This window comes from Plantactinospora solaniradicis, assembly GCF_042658085.1.
Taxonomy (GTDB): domain Bacteria; phylum Actinomycetota; class Actinomycetes; order Mycobacteriales; family Micromonosporaceae; genus Plantactinospora; species Plantactinospora solaniradicis.
In genome coordinates this window covers 239,940-265,112 of sequence record NZ_JBHSPR010000053.1, presented here as the reverse complement: position 1 = coordinate 265,112, position 25,173 = coordinate 239,940, and the positions used below count along the sequence as shown (strand labels likewise).

Sequence of the window (25,173 nt, the reverse complement as noted above, 5' to 3'; positions counted from 1 at the left end):
TCGTGCAGGATATGCGGATGCCGAGCCTGACCCGGGTAGCTGCGACGGAACGCGCCGCACTGCTCACCGTCGAGTCGTACGACATCGAGTTGGATCTGACCGGCGGTGAGGTCGTGTTCCGATCCGTCACCCGCATCCGGTTCCGCTCCACCACCCCGGGCGCCGGCACGTTCGTCGAGGTCAGACCGACCAGACTCCTCGGCGTGCGGCTCAACGGCAGGGCACTGGATCCGGCCGCGCTGGACGACAACCAGTTCGCCCTGACCGGGCTGCTCGCCGACAACACGCTGGTCGTCGAGGCGGAGATGGCGTACTCGAACGCCGGGGAGGGGCTGCACCGGTTCGTCGACCCGGCCGACGGGAACACCTACCTCTACGCGATGTCGGGTATCGACAACGCCCAGCGCATCTTCGCCTGCTTCGACCAGCCCGACCTGAAGGCGCCGGTGGTCCTCTCGGTCGTCGCGCCGACGGACTGGACGGTGGCCGGCAACGGCGAACTCGCCGCCACACCGGCGCCGGGGAGGTGGGAGTTCGCCGCGACCCCGCCGCTGGCCACCTACCTCGTGTCGCTGATCGCCGGGCCGTACCACCTGCTGCGCGGCGAGCACGACGGCATTCCCCTCGGCGTCTACTGTCGCCGCTCGCTCGCCGAATACCTGGACCGGGACGCGGACGAGATCTTCACGGTCACCCGGCAGTGCCTCGACCGGCTGCACGAGCTGTTCGACGTGCGCTACCCGTTCGGCAAGTACGACCAGGCGTTCGTGCCGGAGTTCAACATGGGGGCGATGGAGAACCCCGGTCTGGTCACCTTCCGGGACGAGTTTCTGCACCGTTCCGCGGTCACCGACGCCGAACGGGAGCAGCGGGCGAACACCATCGCGCACGAGATGGCGCACATGTGGTTCGGCGACCTGGTCACCCTGCGCTGGTGGGACGACCTGTGGCTGAACGAGTCGTTCGCCGAGTACTTCGGGACCCGGGTGACGGCCGAGGCGACCAGGTTCGGCTCGGCGTGGACGACCTTCGCGCTCCGCCGCAAGGCCTGGGGGTACGCCGCCGACCAGCGTCCGTCCACCCATCCGGTGGCGCCGTCCGAGGTGCCCGATGCCGCCGAGGCGCTGTCCAACCTCGACGGGATCTCGTACGCCAAGGGTGCCTCGGTGCTCCGCCAACTCGTCGCGTGGCTCGGCGACGAGGCGTTCCTGGCGGGGCTGCGGGGCTTCTTCGCCACCCACCGGTTCGGCAACGCCACCCTGGCCGACCTGCTGGCGGCGCTCTCGGCAAGCAGCGGCCGGGACCTGACCGGCTGGGCCGAGGTCTGGCTGCGGCAGCCACAGTTGAACACTCTGCGTGCCGAGATACGGCTGCGCGACGACGGGCACTACGCCGAGGTCGCCGTGGTGCAGAGCGCGCCGTCGGGTCATCCGCTGCTGCGTCCGCACCGGATCGGTGTCGGACTCTACGACCTCGCCGACACCGCCGACGGCGATCCCGGTTCTGCCGGTGCCGGGCCGGGGGTTCGGGTGCGGCGTCGGATCGAGGTGGACCTCGCCCCGGTTGTCGACGGCGGGCGGACCGTGCTCGACGAGTTGACCGGCCAGCCGGCCGCCCGACTGCTGCTGTTGAACGACGGGGACCTGACCTTCGCCAAGGTGCGACTGGACGCCGGCTCGGCCGCCGCCGTACCGCTGGCCCTGCCCGGCCTGTCCGACCCGCTGGCCCGGGCCCTGCTCTGGAGCGAGACGCTGGACGCGGTGACCGACGGCGAGCGTCCGGTCTCGGACCTGGTGGCGTTGATCGTGGCGGCCCTGCCGGCCGAGCCGGAGCTGATCGTGGTGCAGGACGTGTTGAACCGGACCCGTCCGCTGCTGGACCGCTATCTCGACCCGGACGTCCGACCCGCCGCGCTGGAGCAGTTGGCGGGCGCCTGTGACCGGTTGCTGGCGACGGCGCCGCCCGGTGGCTCGCGCCAGCTCGCGGCGGCGCGGAGCCTGATCGGGGCCACCGTCGACACCGCCGTGCTGGCGGGATGGCTGGCCGGCGAGGACGTTCCGGACGGGCTCGTGGTCGACGCCGAACTGCGCTGGGCGGTGCTGCGCCGGCTGGCCGTACTCGGTGCCGTCGGCGAGCCCGAGATCGCCGCCGAGCAGGCCGCCGACCCGAGTGCCAGCGGGGCGGAGCGGGCGGCGACCTGTCGGGCCGCGCTGCCCGATCCGGAGGCCAAGGACCGCGCCTGGCAGGTCGTCACGCGCGACACGACGCTGTCCAATCGACTGCTGGAGGCCAACGCGGCCGGGTTCTGGCAACCCGAGCAGGTCGAGCTGACGGCCTCCTATGTGGAGCGCTACTTCGCCGAGATGCCGGAGGCGGCGGGTCGGCGTACCCCCTGGGTGGCCGACCAGGTGGCCGGGCTCGCCTATCCCCGGTACGCCGTGGCCGGGCGGACCCGGGAACTGGCCGCTGCCCTGCTGGCCCGCGACGACCTGCCGACCGGTCTGCGCCGGGTGGTCACCGACGCCGACGATGATCTACGCCGGGCCCTGCTGTCCCGGACCGCCGCCCGGTAGCCCGGCCGATCGGGCCGACGGTACTCCCACCCGCGGCGGGAAATGCGATCTGGCTCATGCTCGGGGGATCCGGGGGCGTGACCAGCCTACGATCAAGGAGTGGATGACGACATCCGGCGGATCGGGATCATGGGGGGTACCTTCGATCCGATCCACCACGGGCACCTTGTCGCGGCGAGCGAGGTGGCCGACCGGTTCGCGCTGGACGAGGTGGTCTTCGTGCCCACCGGACAGCCGTGGCAGAAGGCGGACGAACCGGTGAGTTCGGCCGAGGACCGCTACCTGATGACCGTCATCGCCACCGCCTCGAACCCGCGATTCCAGGTCAGCCGGGCCGACATCGACCGGGGCGGCCCGACCTACACCGTCGACACCCTCCGGGACCTGCATGCCGAGTACGGCCCGAAGGTCCAGTTGTTCTTCATCACCGGCGCCGACGCACTGGAGAAGATCCTCTCTTGGAAGGATCTCGACCAGATGTTCGAGTTGGCCCACTTCATCGGGGTGACCCGGCCCGGCTTCGAACTCTCCGCCGCGCACCTACCGGCCGACACGGTGAGCCTGGTGGAGGTGCCGGCGATGGCCATCTCGTCGACCAACTGCCGCAACCGGGTGGGCGCCGGGGAGCCGGTCTGGTACCTCGTGCCGGACGGTGTGGTGCAGTACATCGCCAAACGACGGCTGTACCAGGGGTGATTTCGACCGGTTTGGTGCTTGCCGTTCGTTAACCGCCAGGCCGTACCGTGCCGCCGTGTGAGAGGCTAGGAGGGTCCGACGGTTGATCGAAGGAGAATGGTGACAGCTTCCGAACGCGCCCGCGAGCTGGCAACGGTCGCCGCGCAGGCCGCCGCCGACAAGAAGGCGCAGGACATCGTCATCATCGACGTGGCGGACCAGCTCGTGATCACCGACGTGTTCCTGCTCGCCTCCGCACCGAACGAGCGCCAGGTGACCGCGATCGTGGACGCGATCGAGGAGGCGCTGGTCGGCCTGCCGGAAAAGGCGAAGCCGGTCCGTCGCGAGGGCGAGCGGGCGGGCCGCTGGGTGCTGCTCGACTACGTCGACCTGGTGGTCCACGTCCAACACACCGAGGAGCGCGAGTTCTACTCGCTGGACCGGCTGTGGAAGGACTGCCCGACGATCCCGTTCGTGGACCGGGACCTGGTGGAAGCCGAGGCGGGCATCGCCGAATGACCCGGCTGATCGTCTGGCGGCACGGCAACACCGACTGGAACGCCGTCAACCGGGTGCAGGGGCAGCTCGACGTGCCGCTGAACGACCTCGGCCGGGAGCAGGCCGCGAGCGCCGCGCCGTTGCTCGCCGCGCTGCGGCCCGACGCGATCGTCGCCAGTGACCTGCGCCGGGCCGCCGACACCGCCGCAGCCCTGGTCGCGCTGACCGGGCTGCCGGTCCGGACGGACCCCCGGCTGCGGGAGCGCTACTACGGGCGGTGGCAGGGACTCACCATGACCGAGGTGGCGCAGCGGTTCCCCGCCGAGCACGCCCGCTGGCGGGCCGGTGAGCAGGATCCCGGCTGCGAGGTGGAGAGCCTCGACGAACTCGGCAAGCGGGTCGGCACGGCGCTCCAGGAAGCCGCCGACGGCGTGCCGGGCGGCACGATCGTGGTGGCGACCCATGGCGGCGGTGCCCGGCAGGGCTGCGGCTATCTGCTCGGCTGGGACTCGACCGTGCTGCGCGCCGTCGGGTCGCTGAACAACTGCCACTGGACCGAACTGCGGCACGACGAGGTACGCGGCTGGCAGTTGCGCGGGCACAACGTCGGGCTGATCGCCCAGGGCCCGGGTGCCGGCCTCGACCACCCGCCGCCCGCCGCCATCTGACGCGCCGTCCTTCCGGGCGCGTGATCGGCTACCGTGCCGGCATGCCCGTCGCGGTCGTCACCGACTCCACCGCCTACCTGCCGACCGAGTTGGTCGATCGGTTCCGGCTCACCGTAGTGCCGCTCGCCGTCGTGCTGGACGGGGTCCAGGGCCAGGAGGGCGTCGACGTCTTCCCGGAAGACGCCGCCCGGGCGCTGAGTGGTCGGCGGGTGTCGGTGAGCACCTCCCGGCCGGCACCGGAACAGTTCGCCCGGACCTACCGGGAGTTGCTCGCCGGCGGTGCGACCGGGGTGCTCTCGGTGCACCTGTCGGCGGAGCTGTCCGGCACCGTGGAAGCCGCGCGGCTGGCAGCGGCAGAAGTGGGGGAGCGGGTCAGCGTCGTCGACGCCCGGTCGACCGGGATGGGTCTCGGCTTTCCGGCGCTGGCCGCCAGCGCGTCCGCCGCGCTGGGGGTCGGGCTGCCCGAGGTACGCCGGGCGGCGGTCGACGCCATCGAGCGGACCAGCACGTTCTTCTACGTGGACACGCTGGAGTTCCTGCGTCGGGGCGGCCGGATCAACGCCGCGGAGGCGCTGCTCGGCACGGCCCTGTCGGTGAAGCCGATCCTGCACGTCGTGGACGGCGCCATCGTGCTGCGGGACCGGGTCCGTACCTCCGGTCGAGGGCTCGCCCGGCTGGTCGACCTCGCCGTGGAGGCGGCCGGTGAGGACGAGGTCGACATTGCCCTGCACCACCTCGCCGTACCCCAGCGGGCGGCAGATCTCGCCGACGCGCTGCGCGTGCGGCTCGGCTCCCGGCTGCGTGCCTCGTACGTCACCGAGGCCGGTGCGGCGGTCGCCGCGCACGCCGGCCCCGGCCTCGCCTGTGTCGTCGTGCACCGGGTGTAAGGAAGGGCCCCCTGTTATCGCTTTTTGTATAGGAAGGGCCCCTTCTTAACACCTCAAGGCGTTGACTGAAGTCGATCTGGATGGTCCTATTGGTTAGGAAAGCTTCCTAAGAGTTGCTTTTCGGGAGCCCCAACATGCCCGAGCAGGAGGAGCGCTGTGTCCAGGTCACGTCTCCACGTCACGATGCCCCGGGTGGTCGCCCTCGGCGCACTGCTGCTGACCACCGTGGTCGTCCCGCAGTCGGATGCTGGCGCAACTACGGCGGTCGCCGTACCGGTAGCGCAGGTGGCGGAGCGGCAGATCGCCGCGCCCGCCACGTTCACCCATCCCGGCGTACTGGTCAGCCGTCCACAACTCGACTTCGTCCGATCCCGGGTGAACGCCGGAGCACAGCCCTGGAAGGGCGCCTACGACCAGATGATGGCGAGCGCCCTCGCCTCGCTGTCCCGTACGCCGAAGCCCCGCGCCATTGTGGAGTGCGGCTCGTACTCCAACCCCAACAACGGCTGTACGGACGAACGGCAGGACGCGCTGGCCGCGTACACCCTCGCGCTAACCTGGTACGTGGGCGGAGACAGCCGGTACGCGGAGAAGGCCATCCAGATCATGGATGCCTGGTCGGCGACGATCCGGGACCACACCAACAGCAACGCGCCGTTGCAGGCCGCGTGGGCGGCGTCGAGTTGGCCCAGGGCGGCGGAGATCATCCGCTACACGTACAGCGGTTGGTCCTCGACCGGCGTGAACCGGTTCGGCACCATGCTGCGCAACGTCTATCTGCCCGAGATCATCAACGGCAACGCGACCAGTAACGGTAACTGGGAACTGAGCATGATGGAGGCCACGCTCGGGATCTCGGTGTTCCTGGAGGACCGGGCCAGCTACGACCGGGCGGTGGCCAAGTTCCGCGACCGGTTGCCGGCCTTCCTCTACCTGACCACCGACGGTGCGTACCCGCGTGGCCCGGTCGGCAGCAGCATCGACACCCGGGCGGAGGTGGTGTCGTACTGGCATGGGCAGCAGCAGTTCTCCGACGGCCTGTCTCAGGAGACCTGCCGCGACTTCACCCACACCGGGTACGGCATATCGGCGATCTCCCACGTCGCGGAGACGCTCCGGCACCAGGGCCAGGACATCTATCCGGAGATCCAGGACCGACTGCGTCACGCGTTGGGCTTCCACGCGAAGTACGAACTGGGCGACGCCGTGCCGTCCTCGCTCTGCGGGGGCAGCCTGACCCTGGGGCTCGGCCCGGTCACAGAGGTCGCCTTCAACGCGCTGAGCAACCGGCGGGGCATCGCGATGACCAGGACCCAGCAGCTCACCGAGCGGCAGCGACCGGCCGGCACGAACTACCTCTTCGTGGCCTGGGAGACCCTGACCCACGCGGGCAACCCCAGCTGAGGCCGGTGGTGCCCGCCGGTCGGGGATCGGTGCCGGCCGGTCGGGGATCGGTGCGGGCCATAGCATAGACGGGCATGATCAGGGCGTTTTCCACACGAGGGCCGGTTGTCCACAGCCGTGGACTTCCGGCCCTCGTGCCACGTACGCCGTTGGCAAGCTTCGCCGCGTGTCCGACGAGGAAGCAGTGGTGCGGCAGCGGCTCTTCCGGCTGCTCGGTGGGCGCGCCTCGCAGGCAGTTGGCCGCGCTGGTGGCGCGTCCGGAAGCGACGCCCGCTCAACCGGAGGCCATGCATGGTCGGCTGGAAGCGATGTCTGGTCGGCTGGAGGCGATGTCCGCTCACCCGGAGGCGATGTCCCCTCCACCGGAAGCGGTATTCGGTCGATCGACGACGACGTGCTGTCGACTGAGGATGATGTTCCGGCGACCGACCTGGCTGCGCCGAATCGGTTGGCGGGGCCGGGCGCGTTCGACCCTGGGCGGCGCGGGGTCAAGGCGATGGCGGTGGTGGCCGTCGTGGTCGTGCTCGGTGCGGCGGGCTGGGCGTGGACATCCCGCCCGCGCACGGAGCCGGTTTCGCCGTCCCTCGGGCCGTCCCCCGCATCCTCCGCGCTACCGACGCCGTCGGGCTCGGGGCCCGTATCGGGTGGCGCCGGGCCCGTCGTGGCCGGCGCCGAAGTGGTGGTCGCGGTGGCCGGCAAGGTGCGCCGGCCAGGTCTGGTACGACTGCCCGCCGGCGCGCGGGTGGCCGACGCGCTCGACTCCGCCGGTGGTCCCCTGCCCGGGGTCGACGTCTCCCTGCTGAATCTGGCCCGCCGGGTGACGGACGGAGAACTCATCCTGGTCGGGGTGACGCCGCCGCCGGGAGCAGCACCGGCCGCCGCCGCGTCGGCCCAGACCCCCGCCGGAGCGGTCGACGGAAAGGTCAACCTCAACACCGCCACCGTGGCGCAGCTCGACGCCCTGCCCGGGGTGGGCCCGGTGCTCGCCCAGCGCATCGTGACGCACCGGGAGCAGCATGGCGGCTTCCGCTCGGTAGGCGATCTGCGACAGGTCAACGGCATCGGTGACGCCCGGTACGAGGACCTGAAGGATCTGGTGACGGTGTGACCTCCCCGGATCTGCGGCTGGCCGGGCTCGCCACCGGAACCTGGCTGTCCGCACTGGCCGCGCTCCTTCTGGACGCCACGGCGGCGCTGCTGATCGCTGCCGTGGCCACGTCGGCGGTGCTCGCCCTCTCGTACCGGCTGATCCGTCGTCCGACGCCCGAGCGGGAGCGGCAGGCTCTGGGGCAGCGCGGGCTGGAGCGGTACGGGTGGGTCGCCGTCTCGGTACTGCTGGGGGTGCTCTGCGGCAGCGTGGTCACGGCGGCTCGCCTCGGCGTACGGGACGCCGAGGCGATCGGTCGACTGGCCGACGCGCGGGCCAGGGTCACCGCCGAACTGGTGGTACGGGACGATCCGCGACCGGTCGCCGGAGCAGCCGGTCGTCCCGCGATGTATCTGCTTTCGACCCGGCTCGACTGGCTCGAGGGACCCGAAGAGGGTCGAATCAGGGCACCGGTCCGGATTCTCGTGCTGGCGGGCGATGCCGGTTGGCGGCAGGTGTTACCGGGCCAGCGGTTGACCGCCACCGGCCGGCTCGGCGCCTCGCGCGGGGGAGACCTCACCGCCGCCGTGCTGACGGTCAGCACGCCACCGGTGTTGCGTGGCGACCCGTCCTGGGCGCAGCGGACCGCCGGCTCGTTGCGGACCGGGTTGCAGCGAGCCTGCGCGCCGTTGCCGCGCGAGCCGGGCGGGCTGCTGCCGGGGCTGGTGGTCGGAGACACGAGCCGACTGGAACCGGCCGTCGAGGACGACTTCCGGACCACCGGAATGACCCACCTCACCGCGGTATCCGGATCGAATGTGGCGATAGTCGTCGGCCTGGTGCTGCTGCTGGCCCGTTGGGCCCGGGCCGGACCATGGCTCTCCGCCGGCCTGTGTGGGGTTGCCCTGGTCGGATTCGTGATACTGGCCCGCCCCTCGCCGAGCGTGGTCCGGGCCGCGACGATGGGCGCGATCGGTCTGGCGGCGTTGGCCGCCGGACGGCCCCGGGCCGCGCTGCCGGCGTTGGCCGGCGCGGTGACGGTGCTGGTCGTCGTCGACCCGGAGCTGGCGGGCGATGCCGGATTCGCGTTGTCCGTACTGGCCACCGGTGGGCTCCTGCTGCTCGCGCCACGTTGGCGGGACGCCCTGCGCCGCCGGGGCGTGCCGGCGGGGGCGGCCGAGGCGCTGGCCATCCCGGCGGCGGCGCAGCTCGCCTGCTCACCTGTGGTGGCGGGCCTGTCCGGGACGATCAGCTTGGTGGCCGTACCGGCGAACCTGCTCGCAGTGCCGGCGGTCGCGCCGGCGACGGTGCTCGGGGTGACCGCAGCAGTGCTGTCCCCGTTCTGGTCGGCCGGCGCCGAGGCCGTCGCGTGGCTCGGCGGGTGGCCGGCGTGGTGGCTGGTCCTGGTGGCCCGGCACGGTGCGCGGCTGCCGGCCGGCACGCTGCCCTGGCTGGACGGGGTGGCCGGTGGCCTGCTGCTCGGACTGCTGACGGTCGCGCTCCTGGTGGCCGCCCGCCGGCCGCTCGTCCGCCGGCTGGTGGCGGTGGTCACGGTCGCTGTGGTCGTCGGTGCGCTGCCGGTGCGGCTGGTCGCGACCGGCTGGCCGCCGACGGGCTGGGTGATCGTGGCCTGTGCGGTGGGTCAGGGCGACAGTCTGGTGCTGCCGATCGGGGCCGGGCAGGCGGTGGTGGTGGACGCCGGCCCCGATCCGGTCGCCGTCGACCGTTGCCTGCGCCGGCTCGGCGTACGGGTCGTGTCGCTGCTGGTGCTCAGCCACTTTCACGCCGATCATGTCGGTGGGCTGGAGGGCGTGTTCCGAGGACGGCGGGTGGACTCCGTGGCCACTCCGGAGTGGCTGGAGCCGGCCGAGGGCAGGGCCGCCGTCCACGAGGTCGGTACGGCGAACGGCGTTCCGGTCGGCGCGATCGGCACCGGCTGGACGTACGCGGCCGGACCGGTGGTGCTGACCCTGCTCGGCCCGCCGTACCCGATGCGGGGAACGCGATCGGACCCGAACAACAATTCGCAGTAGCGATACGAAGGTACGATCGGCACATGTTGGCTGAGCTGGTCGAACGTGCTCACTGGGGCGACCTGGCGGGCATGAACTTCGGTGGCCTGGTGCGGCTGTCCTACGAGACGGAGGCGGACAGCGAGGAGCGCAAGGGCTACATGACGGGGCGGGACATTAAGGGGCGTGAGGAGCAGGAGAAGGACTGTGGCACCTACGTCAGCTCCCGCAAAGGCAACTACGTCTTCACCTACGAGGAGCCCAACACCACGGCGTACAAGCGCCGCCGGATAGTGCTGCCCGACGGCCGGTCGGTGTACCGGGTCGTACGGCCGGTCTTCGAAGGCGCGCTGAACGACCTCAAGAAGGGTGTTGCCCCCAACGGCCAGCGGATTGACGGTCTGATCGTCTACGACATCGACCGGCTGACGCGGGACAACCGTCACCTCGAAGACTGCATCGAAGTGGTGCAGCACTTCGGGCGGCCGATCATCGACATCACTGGCACGCTTGACCTGCTCACGGACAACGGCCGGACGGTGGCACGCATCGTGGTAGCGACGAACAACAAGCAATCTGCGGACACCGCCCGACGGGTGCGGCGGAAGCACGTTGCCATGCAACAGGCAGGCATCCCGGCCGGTGGTCGCCGTCCCTTCGGCTGGAACAAGGACAAGCGGACGCTCAACGTAGCGGAGGCCGAAGTGGTCAAGGCTGGCGTGCTGCGGCTGCTCAAGGGCGTGCCAGTCGGTGGTGTGCTGGCTGAATGGCGGGATAAGGGCATCGTCACGCCGACGGGCCGGCCGTGGGTCCGGGCAACGCTCGTCGGGATGTTGCGCAACCCCCGCCTGTGTGGCTACCGGGCGCGCCTTGTCCACGGCGTCAGCGAGACGACCGGCAAGAACTACCGGGACTGGGAGATCGTGCGTGATCCCGCTGGTAAGCCGGTTATCGGGCAGTGGAAGCCGATTCTGGAGGTAGCCGAATGGGAAGCGGTGGCAGCGGTTGTCGGTGAGCACGCCAACCATGCCCACGACTTCAACACCCGCAAGTACCTGTTGACGAGCGTGCTGCGGTGCGCCAAACCGGATTGTGGGCAGCCGCTCAAGGCGTCGAAGGTGCCAGCGAAGCAGGCCAAGAACGAGGGGGACTTTCACTACATCTGCCGCCTGAAGAAGGAAGGCGGTTGTGGCGGCATGTCGGTCTTCGGACCGAAGACCGACGAATGGATTACCGAGGCGGTTATTGCTAAGTACGTGTCGGAGGCACGGCGGCGGCGAGCCAACGTTAGGTCCAAGGCGTGGCCTCGTGAAACCGAATTGCGCGAAGTCCGTGCCAGCATTGCGGACCTCACTGCGGCTTGGCGCGCTCGACCGCAGAAGATTTCCAATGCCCGATACTTTGCTCTCCTACCCGAGTTGGAGCGGGAAGAGAAAGACTTGGCCAGCGGGCGTGAGCAGTGGCTTTCGCGCCAGTTTGGTAGCGTCAGCAAGCCCCCACGACTACAGGCAGACTGGCCGGGCCTGACCCTGGCGGAGAAGCGGACGTACATCAAGGAAGCCCTCGTGTGTGTTCTCGTTCACCCCGCCAAGCAGGGCCACCGCTCCTGGGACCCAGATCGCCTAGAGCCCGTCTGGCGGGAGGAGTGACCGTTGCAGCCTCCGCAAATCAACTGATGGAGGTCTACGGCTGAGGCGACCGTCGGGTGTTGGCCCAAATCTTCTGCAGCGTGCGCCCCAGGCGGTCTTGGTACCAACCTCGGCTCGCAGAATCGGCTTTCTTGGTAAGTGTCTCGATCGAGACACCCGATTCGAGTAGCATGCAAATCCGGACAACGGCGAAGACGGACTCGGTGAGGGATAGTAAATGGCGGCTATCGAACGATCGTGAGCCGGATCCCAAGTGGGTCAATTCATTGCGAACCCTTGAGATGATGAACGCCCATCGCCCCTTTTCTCCGATGATGGGACGGGTTGCTGCTGCGGATCTCGTTGCGAGTTGGTGCAGGCGCTTCCGGAGCGGCGGTTCATTGCCGTACTGGACCTTTCCCAACAACCAGTCATGATGCATAGCTGGTGTATTTGCAAGGTATGTCTCTAGGAGTGCCTGGAACTCCGCATCCTCCATGTAGGGGCTACCTTGAGTAACTTCGTGAAATGCCTCAGCTGCGAACGTGACATTGAGGAATCGGTTCTCGGTGAACATCTGCCCGGCGTGCTTCGTACTCATGAAGGAATCCAAGGGCCGCTGGAAGCGCTCGGATGCGTCGAGCCACCTTGCTATAGCCGCAATGCCGCCGAGTTCCTTATAGCCGACTAGCATTTCGAACCGATGGCGCGGTTTACGCTCTGCAGGATCTATGTATCGAAGGAGAGGGGCAAGGAATTCGATGGCTTGCTCACCTGCATCGTCACCACTAAGGAATCTAGTTCTGACGTCAGGTCGGTTCAGTACTAGGGCGTCTACTGTCGTTCGCTCATCAATACAAAGCGTCACGAGGCTTTGTATCCGGCCGACATCCTTCTGAATGACTCGAAATGGCTGGAGTTCGTCGTACTCGATTTTGATGATAGGCCACTGCTTGAAAGCGATGCCGTGAATTGGATCGCCATCCTCTTTCCAAGAGTAGGCAATTGATAGGCGGCCCCGAGAGAATAGATGTGTCTCGGTCTGTGGCGGGACAAAGTTCATCTCGTACTTCAGCCGAGAGACGTCGGGCCGGTCGCTTTCGTGGTTCCAATGGTACGTTATACCACTTGTCTCGACCCAACTGTCCAAATCACTTATAGCGACTCTGACTGTCTTGAACGCTAGTTCGCCGGCTTCGAACTGGTGGCCGATGAATAGCCGGTTCACTCGGTAGCGGGTCTCCGACACACCCGAGCTTGGTCGGCTGTTGAAGGTCAAGAAAGCCTGGTCCAGCGTCACCCGGTCTGTGCCAAGCCATCCGAGGATGCGTTCGGCCGGTTCACCGTTCAAGTCTTGGGCGTGGCCGAACGCTCCGACGAGAGCAAGGTCTATGCCGCCTGTTGGGTCGAGCCGCAGACGCCCAGACAGTCTGTCCTCCGGATGTCCGTGTAGCCAAAACAGCCCGAGCTCGTCAATCTTCCTCATGATCGCTCCTAGCGGACAAAACCGGCGAGAGGTGTGGGTGCAGACGCAGGATTTGAGGGTGCCTTCACGAGGCTACGGCGTCTCCCGGCCCTGGATGGTCATCCATCTGGGTCTCTCCTGGCGGGGCGGCCCCCGATTGGGGTGTTGCAATCTCGAACCGCAAAATTGCGCATATACGCTGCCATTTCGATTCCGACCAAGGAGGAGCGGCTTCGGCTTGGCGCTTGCCCCACTCCCGAGCTGACTCCGTGGAGCTATCTGGCACTGCATGACGTCTCCTCGAATTGACGGCTAAATTTGACGGCAACGCATCCAAATACCCACGCGCGCCCACGTGTTCGTACAGCCGTGTTTATAGAGATAATGCGATCCGATAGGCTGGCATCGGTCGTGCTGAAGAGCCTTGTGTCCCCAGTTCGAGTCTGGGAGGAGCCACCAAAGAAAACACCCCACCCAGGCATTGCCGGTGGGGTGTTTTCTTGACCTGACGGCTGATTCTGACGGCTAACGCTACTGCCAGCGACAACCAGTGAGCCAAACAGGCCTTGCTCCATGGATTCGAGGGCCTTTCGCTTGTTCGACATATCCACGTGCTGGTAGATGCCGGTAGCCTGTAAAGTGCTCTGTCGGAGTACGGCTTGAATATCCCGATCGTGTACGCCGTTGTTCTTCATGCCCGTCGCATTACTGTGACGCAAACCATGAGGTGTGATGCGAGACAGACCAACCCGCTCACGGATCCGGTGGAACGAACGCTCAATGTTTCGAGGATCGACCGGTCGGCCGTTCCTGGTAGTGAAGACCAACTCGGTGTCCGTTCCGGTGCCTTGCCAGGTCTTGCCAGATGAAGCGCAGGCCACGACCTGCGCAGCCTGCTCCTCGCGTCGCTCCAGCAGCACCTGCCGTGCGGTTGCTAAAAGCGGTTCGTCGCCTTCGCTGGAGTCTGTCTTGAGCTCGACCTGTCGCAGTGTGCGGTTGATGCATTGTACTTGCTGCCTGATCCGCAGCACGTTATGCGTAAAGTCCACATCGCACCACCTGATGCCCGCGACCTCACCCTTGCGCAACCCGTAGAGAGCAAGGAGTACGAATGCGGGATAGAACGGGTCGCCCTTCGCGGCGTCGAGAAATGTAATCGTCTCCTCGAAGCTCCAATGGCGGGCTTCCTTTGGCCTGTAGCGCGGCAGTTCGACCAATCGGGCGACGTTGCGGAACAGTAGTTCCTGCCGCATGGCGTACGTGAGTGCTGCGCTGAGCACCTTGCGTACCTGGTGAATGGTGGCGGGCGGTTTGCCGTCCGCGAGTAGCCGGTCCAGGAAGTTCTGTACGCTCTGGACCGATAGCTGATCAAGCCGGTAGTGGCCCAGTCCTGGTTTGAGGTGAAGGCGGACGATTGATTCGTGACGATGGTAGGTGAGCGGTCGTCGCTTGGCACGCGTCAGCCAGTGGTCCAGGTAATCGCCGAGCCGCCAGCTCCGCTCTGGTGCCGGTACTCCTCTCTGTGCCTGAGCCTTGGCCTCGATCAGCTTGGCATGCACTTCCTTGCGAGTCTTGCCGTACATGCGCCGGCGCTTCCGGATGCCGCTCGCCGTAGTAACCCACAACGCGGCCTCGTACCGGCCGTCCTTGCGCAGGTAGATGCTCCCCTCGCCGCCGCCATTCCGCCCGGCCATTGCTATAGCGCCTCCTGAGCACTAAGCCGGTCGAGAAGCTCGTTTATCGCGCTGGCGGGTATGAGCCTGCGGCTCCCCAACTTCACGCTCCGAAGCTGGCGCCGATTGATGAGCTGCTGGAGCATCCACTTGCTGATGCGTAGCCGTTGGCAGGCCTCGGCCACTGTGAGGAGTACCTGCGACTCCTGTCTTTCCGGTTGGTGGGTGTCCTGCCGCCCCGTTGTGCTGGCTTGACGCAGTAACAGCCTGCGGGTGGCATCCGGGTGGGGTCTGAACCAGTCGCGGGCGAGTCGGCCGCGCTCAAGGGGCACGGCGCGCCCACATGCGTAGATAACGCTGGACTTCATTGTTGTATCTGTCATCGTTCACCTCCTTTTAAAGCAATTTCCAGTTCATAACGTCCGTAGGCGGGAGTTCGGTAAAACATCTCCTTAGTTAGCCCACTCCGGATGAGACCCACGGTTCGCAGCCGTATCCGCATGGCGTCCTCGGAGACGCCAAATATTCCGGCGAGTTCTGCGAGCCCGCGCACCGGTAGGTCCCAGGCCTTGCACAGCAGACCTTTCGGTACGAGCAAGTTGGCGGCAAAGTGATCGGCGACCCGTTCGATGCGGCGCTTATGAAGCTCGCTGTCGCCGTGTCCGAAGTCGCTAAAGATCTCTGACTCGAATGGACCGGTAATGACATGGAAGAGTTCGTGGCATAGTGTGAATCGGCAATGCGTACGGCTGTTGTTCTCGGCGATGTAGATGCGGTATGACCCGTCCTCGCCGATGGCTGTGGCGCCGCTGGAGGCCGGGGTCTTGGTCCGTCTTTCCATGTCGCTCGCGGTTACAAGCATAACGCTGACGCCTGGGATCTGCTCGATCCAGTCGAGTGGCAGGGTCGGTTGGCTGAGTCGCAGCGTTTTACGTAGGCACCCGGCCTGCATTTCGGCAACGATACGTGCCTGGTTATAATTCATAGGATTTTTTGGCAGCAGTTTGCGTACCTGTAACAGAATGTCGCTTGGAACGGGGATGTTTGTGCTGGTCATAGGCCTCCTTCATATAGACTTTGCGTAGCTTCAAGTGAAGAGTCAAGTTCTTGCTGTCATATTTGCTCCTTTCTGTCGTAGTGGGCCGCTCAGTAACGGCGGTCACTCAGCTCTGCAGCGATGTCCATAGGAAGGCGCTCGCCTCGTCATGCTGCACAACGGCAAACAGGGCGTGGGCTGGTGACGGCAGGCGACGCACCAGAGCCTCCACCGCCTCCGGACGCCCTTCCTTGGTACAAGACACCAGCACGCGCGGCATCACTCCATGTGTCCGGAGCTGGCCGCCACGACGTGCGAAGTCCAGGTAGGCCGTGAGCTTCCGCCGAAGCGTTGTTTCCAGGGCTTCGGTGGAGCGGTCCACCTCGATTGCCCAATGGTCGACGACGTCGCCTAGCTCCAAGCGCACGTACGCGTCCGGTCCGAGCTGGCCGCCGACGCCATCCGGCCACCGCGGTTCAACGCTGTACTCGGCGACCATGAAGCCCTGGAGGCGGCCGAGACAGATGAGGCGTACGTACAGCTCCGAGACAGCGAGCGCGTGCCGCAGCGAGCGCTCGGTCGGTGTGCCCGGCCGCCGGACGCGTCTGGCCTGCCCTTCGGCCTGCTGCCGATGAGTGAGGAGCCGCTGTCCGAGACTGTCGAGGGCGAACACTGATTTCGATGAGCCCCGCCCAGGGCCACCGATGCGCCGATCCAGTGGGATGAGCACATGCCACGCGACCAGGCGCCGCAGCACGCGGCCCCGGCTCACGACCCGGCTTCGCGCCGAGGCGAGATCGGCGAACAAGAGCTTCTCGATATGCTCGCCGGTTACTACCCGGAGCTGGTCGATGGCATGGATGATCTGCCAGTCTCGCTCAGCAAGCCGTGCCCGTACCCACTCCACCTGCTTGAAGCTGATTCGTTTCGTCGCGGACGCGCCCTCAGGGCGGTCTTGGGGGAGCGGTGCGGGTAGCGCTGGCGGCTTCATGCCATACCTCCATGGGAGGTATGGCTTGTCGTTGGCGATGGGGTGGAGTTGACAGAGGTCAGGGGGCTTGTGAGTCGGCAGGCGAAAAGAACATCGAAAACAACAGCTTGCTCGATCATTTGTCGCCCCCCTTCCGTTGACGGCCGAACCCTTCGCGAGACGTTGGCGGGGTCACGCGCGTCTGGATGGCGGCCTCAACCTCAGCCCTGGGGACGCCGTACCGCGTTCGGCTGGCAGCCGCCAGGGCAGCACCGTCCGTCGCCGGTTCGGATAGCGGCAAGGTTCGGCCAGTGACGGGGGCATGGGTGCTGTTGTCGATGCAGGGACGTACGGCGATCTCGTAGGCGGGCAGCCCGGTCAAGTCCTCCTTGGCAAGCGGTGCGAAGCGAGCCGCAAGGGATCGAGCATCGTCCATTTCCACCTGGAAGGCCACCTGAGTCCGGGCCGTTCCAAGAACGGCCGTCTTCACGTCGTCGGTGAGTTGGCCAAGGTACTGGTGTGCAAGCACCAGGCCGACACCTAAACCCCGGGCCTGGGCCAGCATGTCAGCAAGATCGATTGGGAGTCGAAGGAAGTCTTGAAACTCATCGAGATATATGAATGTCGGGTGCCGCTTGTCGGCCGGGACGGTGACGCGCTCCAAGGTGGCTTGCCACAGCCCGGCCATGATGAGCGAGCCCAGCAGTGCCGCGGTCTCGGTACCCAGCAGCCCCTTGGACAGGTCGAACAGGAACACCCGTCGCTTGGTGAACAGTTCGTCGAGCCGCACGCCTTGGGACTGGCCCAGCATTAGGCGGAGAGCTGTTCGGGTCGTGAACGATCTCAATTTGTTGAGCGACGGTCCGATGACCTGAGCACGGGCTGTGTCGGTCATCTGGTCATAACTGGCCCAGAACGGCCGCACCATCTCCGGCACGGTGGGCTGGGCCAGGATGAACGTACGGAACTGCTGATGCATGAGGACTTCGGGCAGCTCCAGCAGAGTGTTGGCGCGACCGTCGGCCGACGTGGTGTGGGTCAGTGTCAACAAGGCGTTGCGTAGCACGTCAGCCGTGCGGGGGCCGAAGGAGCTGCGCCAGAGGCTCGCCATGAGGTGCACCAAGGCGTCGACCGCCAACTCGCGGGCATGCTCGCCGTGGCCGGCATTGAGTACGTTTAGGCCGATGGGATGAGCCGTTTCGGACGGCGAGACGACCACGATGTCATCGCGGCGTGTCTCTGGGAGACGGTTGAGTACGTCGGCCACCAGGTCTCCCTTCGGATCAAGGAGAGCGGCGCTGCGCCCGGCCCGGACGTCTTGGAGGATGAGGTTGGCAAGCAGCGTTGACTTGCCAACGCCCACCGGCCCGATGATCCACATATGCCGGAGTCGGTCGTCCGTTCGTAGCGCCAGCGGCCTTCCGGTCATACCGACGTACGACGCAGTTGCGACGACCGTCCCGTGCGTTGGCATGCTGGTCGGCGGCGGCAGTTGCCGGGCGACGGCCCGCGGCAGGCCGGGAAGCTGCACGCCCGCCAAGGGAAAGCCCAGCAGCCCTACCAGCTCGCGGGCCGAGAGCAGCATCGGCCACCGGACGACGGGGAGCGCGAGTTCAGCCATTCGATGAGCTGCCCAAGCTGCGGGTATCCACCAGCGGCGGACGATGAGGACTCCGGCGGCGTTCTGGTTGCGCAGCGCGCCCCAGACTCGGCCAAAGGCGGCCCGGGCGTCCTTGGCCCGGACGGCGACGACGCCAACCCGCAGGCAGCCATCCAGTAGCGGGTCACGCTGCTTCAGGCGCGCGGCACGGACATCATCGGCATCACGGGATGACTGGTCCTCCAGCCACCACGGCAGCTCTCTACCTGTCTGTCTGCCCGTCGGCTGGCGGACAGGCGCCGGGGTGCCGGCGCTCGTCAAAATCCAAGCGACATAGACGGCAACGCCGGGACCGAGGGGTTGTAGCGAAGCCAGCAGGGCGCGGCTGGTTGTCTCGGCCCGCTCACCCGCCAAAGGCCGGTGGTAGCTCGTCATCACGGCCTCGGCTGCGAGTCTGCAACGTGGCCGAGTGCGCAGGTACTCGTCGTCTTCGGTCAGGCGAGCGGAGGGGATGGTTGCCCGGAGGTTGCCCAGGACGGCACCGCGCAGCGTTCTCGGAACGAGGAGGAAATGCTCGATGCCGCCCTGGCCGGTGGCGCGAATCTCCGAAACAACCGGCGGAAGCGGAAGCAGCGCCCAGCGCTGCGCATGGGTGCTGGCCGCTGTTGTGCCAAGCCATGCGGCAACGTCGTCCACCGAGAGATTCGTCGGAAGGACGATCCGGTACGCGACCAAGCTCCGGCGCCACGCCCGCGAATCCAGCCAGCGGGCGGCTATGACAATGGCGATTACGGCCAAGCCACTGCTGAGCAATAGCAGAAGAATCGATGTCGTCATCCCGGTGTCTCCAGCATCCGGACATCTTGAACAGAGATGCGCTGCCGCATAAGTCCTCCTGTGCTCCTTAGGTCGTTGGTATATCGTTCAGGGGAAGCTGGACGGCTGAAGCGCCGCACGCGGTTGCCCGTTCTTGGGCGTCGGTGTTGACGACCCCTACTGATCCTTATGCCCGGCCAAGACAGGCCTGTCAAGATGCTTTTGTTGTGGAATGGTCAGCGTTCGTACAGCTCGAAATCCGGATCCACCTGGTTGCCCCAGACATCCCAACCGGGCTGCTTCCGTCTGGCGAACAGTTCAGCGTAGGGTCCGGGTGAACAGCGTTCGATGATGGCGTACTGCTCCTCGGGCTTGTGGCTGTGTTCCTGGAGCGGTGCGTAGAACCACGACCCTTGACCGCGAAAGAGCACTGGCGCCCGACCGCGGACGCCCAATAGCAAGTGCTCCGTTTGATTACGAAGGTAGACGCCAAGCCCAAGCCTTGGTTTGATCCACGTCAAGCAGGATCGGTACGAGAACCCCCAGGAGCGAATGACTTGTTCGCCTACGTGAATGGTGGCGTTGGTGACCCATAGCCACAGGTGTGAGTCGTCCTCGGCTAGCTGTTCTACAGGCAAGCGACAGATTCTTTCTAGGAGCATGAGCCGGTAATGCTGCGCGGCTCCGCGTGTCCCTTTTTGCTGAAAATCCCACGGCGGATCGGCAAGAATCGTGCGGTAGCGTCTGGTCAATGCAAATAGTCCTCCTCAAGGTCGTTGTGGCAGCCTGCCCGGAACCGCACTCAACCCGGCTCCGGGCAGGTCGCCCTCAGCGCTTCTTCTTTTCGTTCTTGCGTCGCGTCCATTCCCGGCGCAGGTCCAGTAGCAACGCCCGCAGCTCTTTCTCGCGGTACGCCTGTTCAATGGTGGCCCACTTGCCGACGATGCGGCGTCTGCCCTTTCGGGCCATAGAAGTCCCGTCCACCCTTTCGTGGATCGTTGTGTTCCAGGAATGTCCTACTACCGGCGTCGGCCGATCACCAGCCAGCCCATGACGCACAGCATGGCGATGATGATCAAGGCCGGGACAAGCGGTGCCACGATGTCCGCGATGATGCGGGCGGCAATGGCGATGACGAGCAGCAGCAGAACGGACTGGAATACCTTCTGCCGCCATGAGTCCGGCGACGGCATATTGTTCATCGCGGACTGGGCCGTCGGTGCTGGGTAGTCCGCCGTATCCGTTCCTCTGCCCGGCGCGTCTGAGCAGCGATGTCGGACATTGTGTCGCGGACAGATGCCGTTGGCCCATCCATCTGTCGGCCAGCTGCCACCAGCTCGTCCTTGAGCCACTGGTAGAGCCGCCCGAGGGTGAACCCGACGACCAGCAGCATCATGACCCACACGAAGATCATCGGCCGAACTCGCTGCCGAACTGGCTGACCGACCGGGCTATGCCCTGGATAGTCGTGTTCACGATGAGGGCGATAGCGTCGGCCGCATCCGGGTTGACCTGTTCGTACTCCCGCTGTATGGCCTTGAGGTAGCCGACCTCACTGAGGGCGAACTCACCCACGGCGCTTTTGGCGTGGATGTATGTCTGCGCGACCTTGGTCTCAGCGCCAATGCGTACGACCGCCTTGAGCGCGCGGCTTTCGATGCCGAAGCCGATGGCTCGGCGTTCCAGCTCTCCCGACATTTGTTCTGCTCCTGCCTTTCATGCAGACACAGGGTGTCAACGGATTGGTAGGTGCTTAATGGAGCACTGCTATCACCAGAACACAATCCGCATTACTAGTGAAGCGCTTGCTTTGAATGGGCCGTTTATTGACCGTCAGGGAGGCGATCGGCCAACCATCGGCCAACGCTGCTCGGCGCTGGCCAGCTACTGGCCACCGCTGACCGGTGCCCGCCTGCCGAATATGCGGCCCAACTCGTCCGGGATTGCCCGCTATGTCGGTTCTATAGCTGCTTGTACCCACTGGCCTACATCTAGTAGCGTCTGCCTACTTGATGGTGGGGGACAGTGTGAGGTGTTCCGGCAATGACGCCGATAGGTAAGAAGTTGAAGGCACTGAGTCATAATGAGGGCGTACGCCGGGTTGATCTTTATTCATTCCTCGGCGAAGACCTGCGCGCCTTGTGGCATATTAAGCCATTTGATGGCCCCGAGCTGGTGCGCAAGAAGGTGGCCTGGCAGCTAGACCGGCTGATTAAACAACTGCCTAGGGAAAAGCACAAGGTAGTGGCCCGCGCCAGCTTTAACATCCACGATGATCCGACAAGTTGGTTGCCTGATCTGACGGATCGCCAGGAGTGGCTTTCTAGGCGAAAGACAGAACCGCGTCCATCAGTGCGCACGTCACGCCGTTTGATGAACCGTATCCTTGCTGACTTTGAGGCCAGTTTGCGCGCTTCCCCGCCTCCGGTGATGCCGGTTACTTCGGACGGCGCAATGCAGGAAACGGAACTGCCGGACGATGGCGAACAGCCTTCCCTCGATAGTCAGCTCGACGTTGAGACGCCACTGGTACCCGAGCCAGGCATCATGCCTCTCGTGCGTGGCCCGCGCGGCTGCCTGCTGGCCGTAATCCTCGTATGTTTGGCGGCGGTAGCAATCCCCCTGCTTATATTTGTGATTCGGGCGGGGACGGCGGACGACGCCCGCAACATTCCGAGCCCGCCAGTAGCAACAGAGCCATCGCCTACCGTCGAGGCCACGGCATCGGGTAAGTTGTATGACGCTATGCAGGGCTCGAAAGGTGCGAGTGTCTACAGCGATCCGCGAGGCCCGTCCGGCAATGACGGCCCTAAAGTAAAGCCGTGGCAGAAGGTGAAAGTAAGTTGCAAGCTGTACGCGCCTTCCTTGCCGAGTCTAGACCCCGACGGCTATTGGTATCGACTGGCAAGTGAGCCCTGGAATAACGCTTACTACGCGCCAGCAAACACATTCATGAACGGCGACAAGCCCGGCGAGAACAATCATCACACCGATTGGAGTATCCCTGATTGCCCTTCGTAGGCTCGCGTTACGGCTGTGGTCGAGGTAGCGGGGACAACTCGCTGTCTGGGCCTAGTTCGGACAATAGGGCCGCTTGTCCAACGATCTGATCCCGAACACGGAGGGCGGTGCCTTCGGGATTGCAGGAGGCAACGCGAGTACCGTCAAGATATACGTCGGTTCCACGTTGCAGTACTTGCTCTTTCGGTGGCATCGCCTCAACGGGCTTGTTCCAGGAGCTTGCCCACTGATCACCGGGTCCGCTCATTTTGGTCAACGAGATATTCACCCGCGAACCGTCGGCTTGTGTGGCCTCAAGGTTGAGGGCTACGACGGTATGCGGGTCGGGTTTTCCGTCATCCCGCTTTGTCGTGGCCTGAGCTTGCAGTACTACTTCGGTCGGCCCGGCAGTATCGACGGTGACGGCAATGCTATGTGGTGGCTTGCCGGTGAGTTGCCTATCAACCGGGCTAGCTTTGCCGTACTGTGCCAGGATGCGTTGGGCAATTGCCTCTGCGGTCGCCTGAACGGAGAGAGGTGATCGGGGAGCAGCTACGGTGCAGGTAGCCTTGGGTTCAGTATCGTTGCTGCAAGCACCTAAAAGCGCCGTAACTGTCATGCCTCCCGCAACCAGTAATTCTGCTGCTGACTTGCGCATCTCGTTTCCAATGTAACAAAGAATATTTACAAGATCAACTGTGCCATGCCCGCCAAAGTCCGAGGTCAAGGCGCTTTAACTCGTGAAGCCCTCAACCTTCGACCGGCTCAGCCACACACAACAGCGGCGCATCCGCATCGGGTGACTGGCAGAGGTAGAGGCCGGGACGGTGCAGCCAACCCCACTGCCGGTAGTAGGCAATCGGTCGCCCGCACCAGCGGCAGGTTGCAACCTTGAGGGCACCATCAGGGCTGGACATCGCTGGCGGGTTCCGGCTCACTGTCCGGCTCGGGGCCGGGGATGAGCAGCTCCGTCAGGGTCAGCAGGGCATCGACCGTCATGTCCCGTTGCCAGGCCAGCTCGGCCAAGCACTGCATAGCTCGGTAGAAGCGGTGCTCAAGCGCCAGATCTTGCACCGAAATGCCCTCGGTTATGTCCATGTGGCTGCCTCCTGGTCGTCCTGGTTGGCCGAGGCCGGGTGGAAGCACCCGCAGGCCGCTGAGCTGTACGAAAATCTCCCGCCGTCCACATACCTCGCCGGTCATGTCCAGGACGTAGCCGGTCAGCCATACCCAGCCGTGGTACGTCGGCTTGTGGCACACGCTGGGAAGGCGGAGGACGAAGCCGCGGGTGCCGCCGACCTGGACACTGGCTGCCCTACCGATGGCCAGGACTGCACCCGGCTTGAGGTCGTCGACGCGCATCGTCCGTCCTCTTACAGTTGCGCCCGATGTTTCGCGGCCCGCACCCGTGAGCCGCTGTTACAGGCCAGGCAGCCGAGGGTGTTACCGCAGGCGGTGCACCACCTGGTCTTGACCTTGAACGCGAACAGCCCGGCACAGAAGCCGAACAGGGTGCAGCCGACGACCGCGAAGAAAAAGCCGACCACCTGAGCCTCCTAGCTGTGGGAGGCCAGCAGGCAGTTGCCGCTACCTGCTGGCCTCGGCCTGGGAGAGCAGGGCCGGTGCAGCGTCGGGGAGATGACTAGCGCCACACCGGCCCTGATGTCACGGGCTGGACACGCCGTGTGACATGCTGTCATGGTCGCGCATCAAGTGATGCTTGGCAAGCCCTTGCGGGGAGCGTCCACGTAGCATCAGCCGTGACCCTGGCTACGATGGAGGCCAGCAAGTGCGGGAGGATTTAGGCATGTCCCGCTTCACACCGCCCACGCCGCGATCACGACGGCTGGGCCGGGAGCTGCGCAAGCTGCGCGACGCCAAGGGTCTGACGCTTGACGATGCGGCCAAGCTGGTGCGTTGCTCGCCGTCACGCCTCAGCCGGATCGAGTCCGGCGAGATCAAGCCCCGCCCCGGCGACGTGATGGAGCTGTTGGTGGCCTACGGCCACCCCATCGACAGCGAACCCGGCGCTTCGCTCCTGGTGCTGACGCGTGACCTCAAGGAGTCCGGCTGGTGGCAGCGGCTGGGCGCGCTGTCCAACCGCTACGCCACGTTCATCGCCTACGAGGAAGAAGCGGCCGAACTGTACAACTTCGAGCCTACGCTTGTACCGGGCTTGTTGCAGACCGAGCGGTACGCCCGCGAAGTGGTCGCGGTCGGAAGGGAGACGGATGGCGAGGCCATACAGCAACTGGTGCGGGCACGCCTGACCCGCCAGGAGGTATTGCACCGTAAGCCAAAGCCCTTGCGGCTGCACGCCATTATCAGCGAGGCTGCGCTGTGCGTCGATGTCGGCGGGCCGGAAGTCATGCGCGGCCAACTCGCCCACCTCGTAGAGCTGGCCAAGCTGCCCAACGTCACGCTTCAGGTGTTGCGCTTTGCGGCTGGCGCGCACCTCGCGGCCAGCGGCGGGCTGCAAATTCTCACCTTCGATAAGAACGAACCGGCGCTTGGCTACCTCGAAACCCTGGCCGGTGAGCTGTTCCTCGAAGCGCCGCGCGACATCAGCCGCTTGCATCAGGTGTATGACCACCTGCGTACGTTGGCGGTCTCGCCTGCCGAATCGGTCAAATTGATCAAGGAACGAGCCAAAAATGCGTAAGAACGTATGGATCAAATCAACCCGTAGCGGCAACAACGGTGCCTGTGTCCAGGTACGTGACCAGCATGTAGCAGTGGGCGTGCGTGACAGCAAAGACCCGGCAGGGCCGGTGCTGACCTTCGGCCCGGCGGCGTGGGATGCTTTCAGCACAGGCATTAAGGGCGGCAAGTTCAGCCGGTAATGCCGTCGTCATCCAATGGCCGCCCTGCTGCCGATGTCCGGCGAGGGCGGTTGCTAGCTACTGTACTTCACTAGAAGGCCACCCCTCGGCATTGCCTCTTGAATTGCCGCAAGTTCTGCTGGCCTCGGATTGTACGTCAAATAGACTGTATGCCATTTGACGGGTGGTGCCAAGAAAACGCTGTAGGGCGAAAAAAAGACATCAGCGTACGGTGCTTGCTGCGGTGGCTTGGATGTGAACCGAAGGCGCCGCATCCAAGTAAGTTGTTCGGTAAGCGTCCTGATACGGTTCGAATTCAGTGTCTGGTTCTTGTCCCGTTCGATCTGGCGTTCAATCCT

Annotated in this window: 24 protein-coding genes and 1 pseudogene; 13 read left to right on the top strand and 12 right to left on the bottom strand. The window is 65.5% G+C overall.

Going from position 1 to position 25,173, the window contains the following annotated elements:
- The first annotated feature begins 17 nt into the window (after nt 1-17).
- The 9 genes and pseudogenes from pepN to ACFP2T_RS37685 all read left to right on the top strand — a co-directional run bounded on the left by pepN (nt 18) and on the right by ACFP2T_RS37685 (nt 11,453).
- The gene (gene pepN / locus ACFP2T_RS37725; RefSeq protein ID WP_377430683.1) at nt 18-2,573 is read left to right on the top strand and encodes an aminopeptidase N; all 2,556 of its coding nucleotides are present in this window, start codon (nt 18-20) and stop codon (nt 2,571-2,573) included.
- Nucleotides 2,574-2,672: 99 nt separating this feature from the next.
- Nucleotides 2,673-3,269: a nicotinate-nucleotide adenylyltransferase gene (gene nadD / locus ACFP2T_RS37720; protein WP_377430680.1), complete on the top strand. Its 597-nt coding sequence runs from the start codon at nt 2,673-2,675 to the stop codon at nt 3,267-3,269.
- A 99-nt stretch (nt 3,270-3,368) separates the two neighbouring features.
- The gene (gene rsfS, locus ACFP2T_RS37715) at nt 3,369-3,767 is read left to right on the top strand and encodes a ribosome silencing factor (RefSeq protein ID WP_377430766.1); all 399 of its coding nucleotides are present in this window, start codon (nt 3,369-3,371) and stop codon (nt 3,765-3,767) included.
- Entirely contained in the window at nt 3,764-4,414 is a 651-nt protein-coding gene (locus ACFP2T_RS37710; RefSeq protein ID WP_377430677.1) for a histidine phosphatase family protein, read from the top strand. Before rsfS ends, ACFP2T_RS37710 begins: the two co-directional genes overlap by 4 nt.
- Nucleotides 4,415-4,455: 41 nt before the next feature.
- A complete protein-coding gene (locus ACFP2T_RS37705; protein WP_377430674.1) occupies nt 4,456-5,301 on the top strand; it encodes a DegV family protein in 846 nt (281 codons plus the stop codon).
- Nucleotides 5,302-5,457: 156 nt separating this feature from the next.
- The gene (locus ACFP2T_RS37700; RefSeq protein WP_377430671.1) at nt 5,458-6,705 is read left to right on the top strand and encodes an alginate lyase family protein; all 1,248 of its coding nucleotides are present in this window, start codon (nt 5,458-5,460) and stop codon (nt 6,703-6,705) included.
- Between the two features lie 394 nt (nt 6,706-7,099).
- The gene (locus ACFP2T_RS37695; protein WP_377430668.1) at nt 7,100-7,813 is read left to right on the top strand and encodes a helix-hairpin-helix domain-containing protein; all 714 of its coding nucleotides are present in this window, start codon (nt 7,100-7,102) and stop codon (nt 7,811-7,813) included.
- Nucleotides 7,810-9,819, top strand: a pseudogene (locus tag ACFP2T_RS37690) (ComEC/Rec2 family competence protein); the annotation flags it as partial. The gene ACFP2T_RS37695 and the pseudogene ACFP2T_RS37690, both read left to right, overlap by 4 nt.
- Nucleotides 9,820-9,848: 29 nt before the next feature.
- Entirely contained in the window at nt 9,849-11,453 is a 1,605-nt protein-coding gene (locus tag ACFP2T_RS37685; RefSeq protein WP_377430666.1) for a recombinase family protein, read from the top strand.
- A 34-nt stretch (nt 11,454-11,487) separates the two neighbouring features.
- Here the strand turns inward: ACFP2T_RS37685 and ACFP2T_RS37680 are convergent, their stop codons facing one another.
- The 10 genes from ACFP2T_RS37680 to ACFP2T_RS37635 form a co-directional block, all read right to left on the bottom strand.
- Nucleotides 11,488-12,918 carry an ApeA N-terminal domain 1-containing protein gene (locus tag ACFP2T_RS37680; protein ID WP_377430664.1) on the bottom strand — a complete coding sequence of 477 codons (1,431 nt, stop codon included), beginning with the start codon at nt 12,916-12,918 and terminating at the stop codon, nt 11,488-11,490.
- Between the two features lie 254 nt (nt 12,919-13,172).
- Complete coding sequence (locus ACFP2T_RS37675) at nt 13,173-14,591, bottom strand: tyrosine-type recombinase/integrase (RefSeq protein WP_377430663.1); 1,419 nt, start codon at nt 14,589-14,591, stop codon at nt 13,173-13,175.
- 2 nt (nt 14,592-14,593) lie between these two features.
- Nucleotides 14,594-14,938 (bottom strand): helix-turn-helix domain-containing protein, encoded by a 345-nt coding sequence (locus ACFP2T_RS37670; RefSeq protein ID WP_377430764.1) that lies wholly within the window; start codon nt 14,936-14,938, stop codon nt 14,594-14,596.
- A gap of 11 nt (nt 14,939-14,949) precedes the next feature.
- Nucleotides 14,950-15,627: an ImmA/IrrE family metallo-endopeptidase gene (locus ACFP2T_RS37665; RefSeq protein WP_377430661.1), complete on the bottom strand. Its 678-nt coding sequence runs from the start codon at nt 15,625-15,627 to the stop codon at nt 14,950-14,952.
- Between the two features lie 106 nt (nt 15,628-15,733).
- Complete coding sequence (locus ACFP2T_RS37660) at nt 15,734-16,597, bottom strand: replication-relaxation family protein (protein WP_377430658.1); 864 nt, start codon at nt 16,595-16,597, stop codon at nt 15,734-15,736.
- Between the two features lie 115 nt (nt 16,598-16,712).
- Nucleotides 16,713-19,013 (bottom strand): type IV secretory system conjugative DNA transfer family protein, encoded by a 2,301-nt coding sequence (locus ACFP2T_RS37655; protein ID WP_377430656.1) that lies wholly within the window; start codon nt 19,011-19,013, stop codon nt 16,713-16,715.
- Between the two features lie 215 nt (nt 19,014-19,228).
- Nucleotides 19,229-19,744: an MT-A70 family methyltransferase gene (locus ACFP2T_RS37650; RefSeq protein WP_377430653.1), complete on the bottom strand. Its 516-nt coding sequence runs from the start codon at nt 19,742-19,744 to the stop codon at nt 19,229-19,231.
- A 76-nt stretch (nt 19,745-19,820) separates the two neighbouring features.
- On the bottom strand, nt 19,821-19,961 hold the full coding sequence (locus tag ACFP2T_RS37645; RefSeq protein ID WP_377430651.1) for a hypothetical protein: 141 nt from the start codon (nt 19,959-19,961) through the stop codon (nt 19,821-19,823).
- Between the two features lie 50 nt (nt 19,962-20,011).
- Nucleotides 20,012-20,194 carry a hypothetical protein gene (locus ACFP2T_RS37640; RefSeq protein ID WP_377430649.1) on the bottom strand — a complete coding sequence of 61 codons (183 nt, stop codon included), beginning with the start codon at nt 20,192-20,194 and terminating at the stop codon, nt 20,012-20,014.
- Nucleotides 20,195-20,402: 208 nt separating this feature from the next.
- Nucleotides 20,403-20,690: a hypothetical protein gene (locus tag ACFP2T_RS37635; RefSeq protein ID WP_377430647.1), complete on the bottom strand. Its 288-nt coding sequence runs from the start codon at nt 20,688-20,690 to the stop codon at nt 20,403-20,405.
- Nucleotides 20,691-21,035: 345 nt separating this feature from the next.
- Here ACFP2T_RS37635 and ACFP2T_RS37630 point away from each other — a divergent pair, with 345 nt between their 5' ends.
- Together ACFP2T_RS37630 and ACFP2T_RS37625 are read left to right on the top strand one after the other, a co-directional pair.
- Nucleotides 21,036-22,013 carry a hypothetical protein gene (locus ACFP2T_RS37630; RefSeq protein ID WP_377430645.1) on the top strand — a complete coding sequence of 326 codons (978 nt, stop codon included), beginning with the start codon at nt 21,036-21,038 and terminating at the stop codon, nt 22,011-22,013.
- Nucleotides 22,014-22,086: 73 nt separating this feature from the next.
- On the top strand, nt 22,087-22,533 hold the full coding sequence (locus ACFP2T_RS37625; RefSeq protein ID WP_377430643.1) for a hypothetical protein: 447 nt from the start codon (nt 22,087-22,089) through the stop codon (nt 22,531-22,533).
- A gap of 362 nt (nt 22,534-22,895) precedes the next feature.
- Here the strand turns inward: ACFP2T_RS37625 and ACFP2T_RS37620 are convergent, their stop codons facing one another.
- Both ACFP2T_RS37620 and ACFP2T_RS37615 read right to left on the bottom strand, forming a co-directional pair.
- Nucleotides 22,896-23,354, bottom strand: a complete 459-nt coding sequence (locus ACFP2T_RS37620; RefSeq protein ID WP_377430641.1) for a hypothetical protein — start codon at nt 23,352-23,354, stop codon at nt 22,896-22,898.
- 11 nt (nt 23,355-23,365) lie between these two features.
- On the bottom strand, nt 23,366-23,539 hold the full coding sequence (locus ACFP2T_RS37615) for a hypothetical protein (RefSeq protein WP_377430639.1): 174 nt from the start codon (nt 23,537-23,539) through the stop codon (nt 23,366-23,368).
- Nucleotides 23,540-23,799: 260 nt separating this feature from the next.
- Here ACFP2T_RS37615 and ACFP2T_RS37610 point away from each other — a divergent pair, with 260 nt between their 5' ends.
- Together ACFP2T_RS37610 and ACFP2T_RS37605 are read left to right on the top strand one after the other, a co-directional pair.
- Nucleotides 23,800-24,654 carry a helix-turn-helix domain-containing protein gene (locus tag ACFP2T_RS37610; RefSeq protein ID WP_377430637.1) on the top strand — a complete coding sequence of 285 codons (855 nt, stop codon included), beginning with the start codon at nt 23,800-23,802 and terminating at the stop codon, nt 24,652-24,654.
- Nucleotides 24,647-24,835, top strand: a complete 189-nt coding sequence (locus tag ACFP2T_RS37605) for a DUF397 domain-containing protein (protein ID WP_377430634.1) — start codon at nt 24,647-24,649, stop codon at nt 24,833-24,835. The genes ACFP2T_RS37610 and ACFP2T_RS37605 overlap by 8 nt, the downstream gene beginning before the upstream one ends.
- Nucleotides 24,836-25,173 lie beyond the last annotated feature (338 nt).

Coding starts and splice junctions, on each gene's coding strand:
- ACFP2T_RS37610 (WP_377430637.1), top strand. CDS start 23,800: ATGTCCCGCTTCACACCGCCCACGCCGCGATCACGACGGCTGGGCCGG.
- ACFP2T_RS37670 (WP_377430764.1), bottom strand. CDS start 14,938: ATGAAGTCCAGCGTTATCTACGCATGTGGGCGCGCCGTGCCCCTTGAG.
- ACFP2T_RS37665 (WP_377430661.1), bottom strand. CDS start 15,627: ATGACCAGCACAAACATCCCCGTTCCAAGCGACATTCTGTTACAGGTA.
- ACFP2T_RS37685 (WP_377430666.1), top strand. CDS start 9,849: ATGTTGGCTGAGCTGGTCGAACGTGCTCACTGGGGCGACCTGGCGGGC.
- ACFP2T_RS37635 (WP_377430647.1), bottom strand. CDS start 20,690: ATGTCGGGAGAGCTGGAACGCCGAGCCATCGGCTTCGGCATCGAAAGC.
- ACFP2T_RS37640 (WP_377430649.1), bottom strand. CDS start 20,194: ATGAACAATATGCCGTCGCCGGACTCATGGCGGCAGAAGGTATTCCAG.
- ACFP2T_RS37630 (WP_377430645.1), top strand. CDS start 21,036: ATGACGCCGATAGGTAAGAAGTTGAAGGCACTGAGTCATAATGAGGGC.
- ACFP2T_RS37645 (WP_377430651.1), bottom strand. CDS start 19,961: ATGGCCCGAAAGGGCAGACGCCGCATCGTCGGCAAGTGGGCCACCATT.
- ACFP2T_RS37660 (WP_377430658.1), bottom strand. CDS start 16,597: ATGAAGCCGCCAGCGCTACCCGCACCGCTCCCCCAAGACCGCCCTGAG.
- ACFP2T_RS37680 (WP_377430664.1), bottom strand. CDS start 12,918: ATGAGGAAGATTGACGAGCTCGGGCTGTTTTGGCTACACGGACATCCG.
- ACFP2T_RS37710 (WP_377430677.1), top strand. CDS start 3,764: ATGACCCGGCTGATCGTCTGGCGGCACGGCAACACCGACTGGAACGCC.
- ACFP2T_RS37605 (WP_377430634.1), top strand. CDS start 24,647: ATGCGTAAGAACGTATGGATCAAATCAACCCGTAGCGGCAACAACGGT.
- ACFP2T_RS37620 (WP_377430641.1), bottom strand. CDS start 23,354: ATGCGCGTCGACGACCTCAAGCCGGGTGCAGTCCTGGCCATCGGTAGG.
- pepN (WP_377430683.1), top strand. CDS start 18: ATGCCGAGCCTGACCCGGGTAGCTGCGACGGAACGCGCCGCACTGCTC.
- ACFP2T_RS37705 (WP_377430674.1), top strand. CDS start 4,456: ATGCCCGTCGCGGTCGTCACCGACTCCACCGCCTACCTGCCGACCGAG.
- ACFP2T_RS37655 (WP_377430656.1), bottom strand. CDS start 19,013: ATGACGACATCGATTCTTCTGCTATTGCTCAGCAGTGGCTTGGCCGTA.
- ACFP2T_RS37675 (WP_377430663.1), bottom strand. CDS start 14,591: ATGGCCGGGCGGAATGGCGGCGGCGAGGGGAGCATCTACCTGCGCAAG.